Source organism: Streptomyces sp. P5F9 (assembly GCF_057961495.1).
Genome location: NZ_JBXVPZ010000437.1, coordinates 1 through 8,033, shown reverse-complemented (window position 1 = coordinate 8,033; position 8,033 = coordinate 1). Strand labels below are relative to the sequence as shown.

The window sequence follows — 8,033 nt, the reverse complement described above, 5'->3', positions numbered from 1 at the left end:
GTGTGGGGGAGGTTCGCCTGTGGGTATGCACGAACGGACACCTGACCACCTGACCAGTGAAGCTCACTGGACAGCTCACCTCTCGATGTGGGGATGAAGGTGGCATAGACCAATGCGGGCGTCAACCCCTCCTGCCACAAGGGGACTTGGCGTGCGGGTCGGGACGGACCGAAAGGATCACCGCCCGGTGGTGGTTACACTGCCCGGGTCAGCAGGGCGATTGCGGGCTGCCGTTGGTCAACTGGTCAGGTGGTCAACCAGGGGGCTCCGCGCATGAGGAGTGCGACATGAAGGCCGACGCGCCAGGTGCGGTACTCAAACGGGAGCGGGTCCGCGACTTCATCCTCGACCTCGTCGAGTCGCACCACCCGGGGGACGCGATCCCCTCCGAGCGCGTCCTCTGTGCCCAACTCGGCGTGTCCCGCCCGACCTTGCGTGCGGCGGTGGACGAACTCGTCGCCGCGGGGCTGCTGGTGCGGGAGCACGGGCGCGGCATGTTCGTGGCGCCCGAGAAGATCACCCAGGAACTCGTCTCCGGCGAACAGGCCATGACGGCTCCTCAGGCATCCGGCGCCTGGTCGAGCCGCCTGCTGGAGTTCACCACCATCCCGGCCGGCGCCCGCGTGGGCCGCCGGCTGCGCCTCTCGCCCGCGGCCGAGATCGTGTACGTGGCCCGGCTGCGCCTGGTCGACGGCGCCCCGATGGCCATCGAGCACCTGCACATCAGGGCCGACCTCGTACCGACCCTGTCCGCACGGGAGTTGGAGGCCGGTGACCTGTACGAACACCTGCGGGAACAGCACGGCGTACACGTCCAGGAGGCGGTCCAGGCGATCGAGCCGACCGTCGTCACCCGGGCCGAGGCCGAACTCCTCGACGTCCCCGAACTCTCCCCGGCCCTGCTCTTCGAGCGGCTGACGTCGGACACCACGGGCCGGCCCGTCGAATACGTCCACTCGATCTACCGCGGCGATCGCTACCGCATCGTCTCCCGCCTCACCCTCGGCCCTTCGGTGACGGTCCCGTCGACCCCGCTCGGCCACCATCCCGGCATCCCCCCGGGCGACTTCGCCCACCGGGACACGATCGCGGCGTCCACGCGGGGGGACATTCAGTCGGCGTCCTGAGACGCGGGTGCGGGTGTGGTTCGGGCCCTGGTGACGGCGTCGTAGAGGGACTTCGGATCGTCGGCGTGCAGCCTGATCACCCGTACCGGGCGAGGTGCGCCGAGGAGCCTAGGCGCGTTGACCGGCTCGGTCAGTCCGAGGGTGAGGGAGGTCTGGGAGCCGACGGGGAGGTTCAGTTCGGCGCCCTTCTTCGTGTGCGTGAACAGCGACTGGCGCCGGATGGAGGCGATCAGGGCGACAGGGATGCGGATGTCGACGTGGGCCGCCTGCCGGACGCGCAGGACATCTCCGGCGAGGACGTGCGGCCGGGTGACGGCGGCCGCGTGCATGCCGAGGACGAACAGGACGGTGTAGACGTCGACGACCAGGAGGACGGCGTGGACGACGGGCCACCTGGCGAGCAGGAACGACAGGGCGACCGTCTCGGCCACGCACACGAACGTGAGGCCGTACATCATGGCGGCCTGGTCACGGGCGTGCGGGAAGACCCCGTCGGCCTCGCCGACACCGTGCGGACGGCGTGCGATCCACCGGGCCAGGCTCGCCAGGATCCGCACCTCGTGCGCCACGTACCGCACCACACGCTCGGGCACGAGCCGCGCGAGCGCTTGCCGCCGGGGCAGCCCGAGCCGCCGTAGCCGCAGCCAGACGTAGACCTCGGCGCCGAGGAGCACCACCAGGAGCACCAGCAGGAGCAGCTTGCCACCGAGCAGAACGGCGGCGGGCACCGGAACTCCGCTGAACAGGCAGACGACCAGGACGAGTTGGGCGGGTACCGCGACGGCGCGCAGCGTGCGCAGGGCTGGTCCTCGCGCGGGGGCTTCGGGCTGGGGGAGGGGCGTCTGGATCTCCGACGCCCTCGTCATGACGGGTCTTCCCGTCGGTAGGACGGAGCTTCCTGGCCGTGCTTCGCGGACTGTCGGTGCTTCGCGAGTTCGATCGCGCGGCGCACCGCCGCCGACTGGGCCGGTGCCAGGTCCGCGAAGAGGGCGTCGGTGAGACCGTCGTCGGACTTGTCGGGGAATTGCGCGGCCAGGTCGTCGGGTAGGAGGGCCGCCAGCGCGGCGGCGGCGCGGGTCACCCCGGGGTCGTCCGGATCCTTGTCGGCGAGGGCGTCCAGCAGGCCGTACATCTCGCCGGCGTGCTCCGCCATTCCCCGCAGCGTCTCCATCAACCGGACCCGGTCCGCCTCGGGGGCCACCGTGTCGAGGAGGGCCAGGATCTCGCGGTCCTTCACGGCCATGGGGGAGTCGGGCAGCTCGCCGAGGCCCGCCAGCAGCTCGGTGAGTTCCGGCGACAGTGGCGCTTCGGAGGTCAGCCGCCCGCACCGCGCCTCGGCCAGCAGCGCGGCGAGCCGTTGGCGCCGGTTCCGGACGACCGCTTCCTGCCGGCCGAGATCCTCGTCCAACTCCTGGAGGACGTCCACCAGTTCGCGGCCCTCGTCGTCCGCGAGGACGTCACGCACTTCGTCGAGGCCGAGGCCCAGCTCGGTCAGACGCCGGATCCGGGCCAGCAGGACGGCGTCCAGGATGCCGTACTCGCGATAGCCGTTGCTCCGCCGTACGGGTTCGGGCAGCAGCCCGAGGTGGTGGTAGTGCCGCACGGCCCGAGGGGTGACCCCGACCAGGGCGGCGATCTCGCCGATGCGCATGAGCTCAGTAGAGACCCTGACGTTGCAACAAGGTCAAGGCGACGCGGGCGGCGGGTGGTGTGACGCGCGGTTCGTATCAGTGCGGGTGAGCAGGCCGACGCGCTCGGCACCCTGAACTGCCCCCGCCCGCCCCGTACTTACAGCTCCCCGGGCCGACCGTACCGGTAGAAGAACGGGCCGCCGATCTGGTCGTACGCGGAGGCGAAGACCGTGTGCGTGCGTCGTCTCCGTCCCGACGGCGGACTTGGCGGCCACCGTCGTCGACATCGGCACCTGTCCGGGCGTCCCGACCGTCGATCTCAAGGACCGCACGACCAAGTGGCAGTACCTTCTGTAAGCCTGCGGAACCTTCTGCCAGCCACCGGAACCTCTGGACACGGGAGAGTCGACCATGCCCCGAGCAGTGACATTCTCGCGCTACGGCGGCCCGGAGGTGCTGGAGGTCGTCAAGGTGCCGCGACCCGACGCGGGCCCCGGGGAAGTCCTCGTCCGGGTCGTCGTCGCCGGGGTCAATCCCGGCGAGGCCGGCATCCGGCAGGGTGTCTTCGCGGACATGCGGCCGGCCGTGTTCCCCGAGGGACAGGGCAACGACTTCGCCGGCTGGGTGGCCGAACTCGGCGACGGGGTAAGCGATTTCGCCGTCGGCGACGAGGTCATCGGCTACCTGCCGCGCGGCGCAGGCCGACTACGCCGTCTCGCCCGCCGACCTCCTCGCCCCCAAGCCCGCCGACATCAGCCGGGAAGCCGCGGCGCCCCTGTCCGCGGCCGGGGTGACGGCATGGGCCGCCGTCGACGCCGTAGAGCCAGAAGCCGGGGACACGGTCGTGGTGTCCGGCGCGGCCGGCGGGGTCGGCTCCCTCGCCGTGCAGCTCGCGCGGCTGCGCGGCGCGACGGTCATCGGAACCGCCGGACCGCACAACGCCGACTTCCTGCGCTCGGTCGGTGTCGTCCCTTTCGAACACGGCCCCGGCCTCGCCGAGCAGCTGAAGGCCGCGGCACCCGACGGGATCGACGCGTTCGTCGACACCCTCGGCCAGGGCAACGTCGACATCGCCATCACGCTGGGCGTGCCCCCGCACCGGATCAACACCCTCGCCGACGGCCGGGCCGCAGCCCGCTACGGCGTCCGCAGCAGCAGGGCTCAGGAGGACGTCTTCACCCCTCAACTGGTCGCGGAACTGGCCGAACTGGTCTCCAAGGGACAGCTTGCCGTCACCGTCAGCCAGGTCTACCCGCTGGAACAGGTCCAGGAGGCCTACCGGCAGGTGCAGCGGCGGCGCACGCGCGGGAAGATCGTGCTCAGCCTGGTCCCGCCCGACGAACGCCCCGCACCGGCCGCCCGACTCCGCACCCGCTGACCCCTCACCGCATTCCACGGAGGAGCCCATGCCCGTACGCCGTATCGGTCTCGTCGTCCACCAGGGACGCGAGACCGCCCGGGACGCGGCGGCCGCCGTGCACGCCTGGAGCGAGGCGCACGACGTCCGCTGCACGGAGATCGACGTGTGGGCCAAGGACCACCACCGCCGTACCGGACGCGAGGAGGCCGAGGCCGCGGGCAACCCCGACCTCGTCGTCACCCTCGGCGGCGACGGCACCTTCCTGCGCGGCGCCCGCATCGCCGTCAAGAGCGGGGCCGACGTCCTCGGCGTCGACCTCGGCAAGGTCGGCTTCCTCACCGAGGTCCCGGCCTGCGACATCGACGAGGCCCTCGACGCCGTGCACGAGGGGCGGGCCATCGTCGAGGAGCGCATGACGCTGACCATGCGCGCCTCCCGACCGCTGGACATCCCCGAGGAGATGGAGGCCCTGCTGCGCTACGGCCGCGGTCCCGCCCTGCCGCCGCCGCGGGTCCGGCCCGAGACCACGGAGGGCGGGGGCTGGGGCTGCGCGCTGGACGTCACCGCGCTCAACGACGTCGTCCTGGAGAAACTCGCCCGCGACCGGCAGGTCGGCGTCGGCGTCTACCTCGCCGGACGACTGCTGGCGACCTACTCCGCCGACGCGCTCGCCGTCGCCACCCCGACCGGCTCCACGGCCTACAGCTTCGCCGCCGGTGGACCGGTCCTCTCGCCCCACATGGACGCCGTCGTCTTCACCCCGATCGCCCCGCACATGACGTTCAACCGTAGCGTGATCGCCGCCCCCGACGAGCCCGTCGGCCTGCGCGTCCTGCCCCACTCCGGCCAGGCCATCGTCACCGTCGACGGCCAACTCCGCGGCGTCCTGGACCCCGGCGACTGGATCGGCGTCTTCCGCGCCCCCCAGCGCGTCCGCCTCGTCCGCCTGCGCCCGACGGATTTCTACGGCCGGCTGCGCGACCGGTTCCGGCTCACGGACGCCCCCGCCAACGCCCAGGACGGACCCTCGGAACCGTTCTTCCGCCCGGACACCCCGGTCCCGGCGGACCTCGCGGGGATGCGCCTGCCGCCTGCCGCCGAGTAGGTCACGCGGGAAGGCGGACGGTGAAGACCGTGCCGGCGCCGACCGCGCTGGTCACCGTCACCGTCCCGCCGTGTGCCTCGGTCAGCCTGCGCACGATGGCGAGGCCCAGACCGCTCCCGCCGGTGCGCCGGCTGCGTGACTTCTCCGCGCGCCAGAAGCGGTCGAAGACCCGGGGCAGATCCTCGGCGGGGATGCCGGAGCCGGTGTCGGTGACCTCGATCGTGACGTGGCCTGCCGTCCGGTGGGCGCGCAGGGTGACGGTGCCGCCGGGTGGGGTGTGCCGTATCGCGTTGGAGACCAGGTTGCCGATGACCTGCCGCAGCCGTACGGGATCGCCGGACAGCTCCAGGTCGCCGCCCGTCCGGGTGGTGAGGGTGACGTCCGCGGTCTCGGCGCGGCCGAGGTGGGCGGTGGCGACGTGGTCGAGGAGGTCGCGTACGAGGAGGGGTTCGGGGTGGATGCGCAGCTGGCCCGCGTCGGCCTCCGCGAGGTCCTGGAGGTCGTCGACGATGTGCTGGAGCAGCAGCGCCTCTTCGAGGAGGGAGTCCACGAGCGCCTGGTCGGAGGTGGCGATGCCGTCCTGCACGGCTTCGAGCCAGCCGCGGATGGTGCTGAGCGGGGTGCGCAGTTCGTGGGCGACGTCGCTGACCATCGCCTTGCGCTGACCCTCCATGCGTTCGCGGCGCTGGGTGAGGTCGTTGAAGGCGGCGGCGAGAAAGCCGATCTCGTCGTTGGTGGTGACCGGTACACGTCGGTGTTCCTCCACGGGGCGGCGGGCCGCGTCGGCCAGGGCGCGCAGCGGCCTGACAAGTCGGGTGCCGACGACGACGGTGACGGCCACGGTCACCAGCAGCACCAGCCCGGCGACGCCGGCGATACGGGTGGTGTTGGCGGACGTGAAGTGGAACGCGGGGGCGGCGGTCGAGCCGGCCGGGGTGGCGACGAAGAGGAGGGCGGCCGGTGCGACGTAGGGGGTGAGCTGGTCGCGGCGGGCGGTGTCCAGGCAGGTCTGGGCGGGCGGGCCGCCGTAGACGAGGACGAAGTCGACGCCGAACTTCACGGGCTCCAGGTGCCGGCGCCGCAGACAGTCGTCGACCATGGTGATGAGCCGGCCCAACGGCTCGCGCTCGCTCGCGACGGGAAAGGCGAGTCCGTCCAGGCCACAGCCGCGATCACCTGAGACTCCGCCCAGGGCACTGTTGGTGATCTTGATGGAAGGGCGGCCGCTGGGCCCGACGACGAGTGTGGCGCCACCGCCCGGGCCGCCCAGACAGGCGAGGAGTTTGTGCGCCTGGCCGGACAAGCTCTTACGCTCGGCGGCGGTCAGCCGGTACGGGCCGACGGCACGAGGGTCGATGCGGTTCGCCCCGGCGTCCGGCAGCAGCGCCGGGTCGGTGTGCAGCGGGTCGACGACCGCGGACGCCCGGGTGGGGAGGGCGGCAGCGGCGGTGGTGGTCGACGAGGTGGCGATGGTACGGCGGCTCTGCGTGGTCAGGGTGATACGGCGGCCGGTCCGCTCGGCGAGGCGGCGCAGGGTGGGGGCGACGCCGTTCCAGTTCGGGTGGGCGGCGGCGTAGCCGACCAGCGTGTCGTAGATGTCGGTGTCGGAGGACAGGAGTTGGCCCTGTTCCTGCTGGATGGCGCTGCTGGTGGTGCGGGCGGCCAGCCAGGCGGTGGCGGCGACCGAGCACACGGCGATCATCACGGAGGTGGCGAGGAGGCGGACCAACAGGCTTCTGTGCAGGGGGACTTTGGCCCGGACGCGTGCCCTGTCCTTCGTACCGTCGCCTTGCTCGGCTCCCAACTCCGGTTCAGCGCGCACGACGTCCGTCCATGAGCTTGTAGCCGACGCCGTACACGGTCTGCAGATAGGCCGGTCGGCGAGGGACCGCCTCTATCTTCTTGCGCAGGTTGAGGACATGGACGTCGATCGTGCGCTCGGTGATGTAGCGGTCGAACCCCCGTGTCAGGGCGAGGAGTTGGCGCCGGGTGAAGACCCGCTCCGGTTCGGCGGCCATCGCCGCGAGGATCTCGAACTCCCCGGGCGTGCACACCACTTGGCGTCCGTCGAGCTCGACGGTACGGCGGACCGGGTCGATGGCGAGCGCGCCGATCCGCAGCACGGGATCGTCCGGCGCCGCCGTCGCGGCCCGTGTCCGCCGCAGCAGGGTGCGGATGCGGGCCATCAACTCCCGTGGACTGTAAGGCTTGGTCATGTAGTCGTCGGCGCCGAGATCGAGGCCGAGCAGGAGATCCTCCTCCGTGCTGCGCGCGGTCAGCATCAGCACCGGCACATCGCACTCCCGGCGCAGCACGCGGCACACGTCCAGACCATCGACCAGGGGCATCATCACGTCGAGGACGAGCAGATCCGGCTGCCGGCGCCGTACCTCGTCGATGGCCGCGCGCCCGTCGTGGACGACCAGGGAGGAGTGGCCCTCGCGCTCCAGATAGCGGCGGATCACCTCGGCCTGTTTGACGTCGTCCTCGGCCACCAGGACATATGCGTTCACCCGGCTCACCCTAAGGTCGCCGCTGTGACACCAGACAGCAGTCTGACGGCGGTCTGACAGGATCTTCATATCCGCGGATCGCGGTGCGGCCATGTCGATCCTCACTCATCGAACCCGGGCCGCCGCCCTCGCCGCCCTCGCCGGCCTCGGCACGGCAGCGGCGCTCTCCCCCCTGGTCGCCTGCGGTGGCGGCTCGGGCGGGGACGCCGGACGCCGATTCCGACGCGGGCCGTCCCCAGTGCGGCTGGACACCTCACCGGCGGAGGAAGAACGGCTGACCGGCGTCCCCGCCCGAGC

At 71.8% G+C, this 8,033-nt stretch carries 7 protein-coding genes and 2 pseudogenes; 5 read left to right on the top strand and 4 right to left on the bottom strand.

Annotated features, from left to right (window positions below; translation table 11 throughout):
• The first annotated feature begins 287 nt into the window (after positions 1–287).
• Positions 288–1,127, top strand: coding sequence for a GntR family transcriptional regulator (locus AC31A1_RS41665; protein WP_489658290.1), 840 nt, complete (start codon positions 288–290; stop codon positions 1,125–1,127).
• On the opposite strand, the gene AC31A1_RS41660 is transcribed toward AC31A1_RS41665, so the two are convergent.
• Positions 1,112–1,993: a hypothetical protein gene (locus AC31A1_RS41660; RefSeq protein ID WP_489658289.1), complete on the bottom strand. Its 882-nt coding sequence runs from the start codon at positions 1,991–1,993 to the stop codon at positions 1,112–1,114. The genes AC31A1_RS41665 and AC31A1_RS41660 overlap by 16 nt on opposite strands.
• Positions 1,990–2,778, bottom strand: coding sequence for a MerR family transcriptional regulator (locus tag AC31A1_RS41655; protein ID WP_489658288.1), 789 nt, complete (start codon positions 2,776–2,778; stop codon positions 1,990–1,992). The genes AC31A1_RS41660 and AC31A1_RS41655 overlap by 4 nt, the downstream gene beginning before the upstream one ends.
• Positions 2,779–3,169: 391 nt before the next feature.
• Between AC31A1_RS41655 and AC31A1_RS41650 the strand changes: the two are divergent.
• The 3 genes and pseudogenes from AC31A1_RS41650 to AC31A1_RS41640 all read left to right on the top strand — a co-directional run.
• Positions 3,170–3,376, top strand: a pseudogene (locus tag AC31A1_RS41650) (NADP-dependent oxidoreductase); the annotation flags it as partial.
• A gap of 172 nt (positions 3,377–3,548) precedes the next feature.
• A complete protein-coding gene (locus AC31A1_RS41645; protein ID WP_489658287.1) occupies positions 3,549–4,136 on the top strand; it encodes a zinc-binding dehydrogenase in 588 nt (195 codons plus the stop codon).
• 28 nt (positions 4,137–4,164) lie between these two features.
• A complete protein-coding gene (locus AC31A1_RS41640) occupies positions 4,165–5,223 on the top strand; it encodes an NAD(+)/NADH kinase (protein WP_489658286.1) in 1,059 nt (352 codons plus the stop codon).
• Position 5,224: 1 nt separating this feature from the next.
• Here the strand turns inward: AC31A1_RS41640 and AC31A1_RS41635 are convergent, their stop codons facing one another.
• Complete coding sequence (locus tag AC31A1_RS41635; protein ID WP_489658285.1) at positions 5,225–7,045, bottom strand: sensor histidine kinase; 1,821 nt, start codon at positions 7,043–7,045, stop codon at positions 5,225–5,227.
• Positions 7,035–7,736: a response regulator transcription factor gene (locus AC31A1_RS41630; protein ID WP_489658284.1), complete on the bottom strand. Its 702-nt coding sequence runs from the start codon at positions 7,734–7,736 to the stop codon at positions 7,035–7,037. Before AC31A1_RS41630 ends, AC31A1_RS41635 begins: the two co-directional genes overlap by 11 nt.
• 91 nt (positions 7,737–7,827) lie before the next feature.
• Between AC31A1_RS41630 and AC31A1_RS41625 the strand changes: the two are divergent.
• Positions 7,828–8,033, top strand: a pseudogene (locus AC31A1_RS41625) (hypothetical protein); the annotation flags it as partial.

What these genes read in the sequence shown, in the direction of transcription:
- AC31A1_RS41665 (WP_489658290.1), top strand. Translation starts at nt 288, where the DNA reads ATGAAGGCCGACGCGCCAGGTGCGGTACTCAAACGGGAGCGGGTCCGC.
- AC31A1_RS41660 (WP_489658289.1), bottom strand. Translation starts at nt 1,993, where the DNA reads ATGACGAGGGCGTCGGAGATCCAGACGCCCCTCCCCCAGCCCGAAGCC.
- AC31A1_RS41655 (WP_489658288.1), bottom strand. Translation starts at nt 2,778, where the DNA reads ATGCGCATCGGCGAGATCGCCGCCCTGGTCGGGGTCACCCCTCGGGCC.
- AC31A1_RS41640 (WP_489658286.1), top strand. Translation starts at nt 4,165, where the DNA reads ATGCCCGTACGCCGTATCGGTCTCGTCGTCCACCAGGGACGCGAGACC.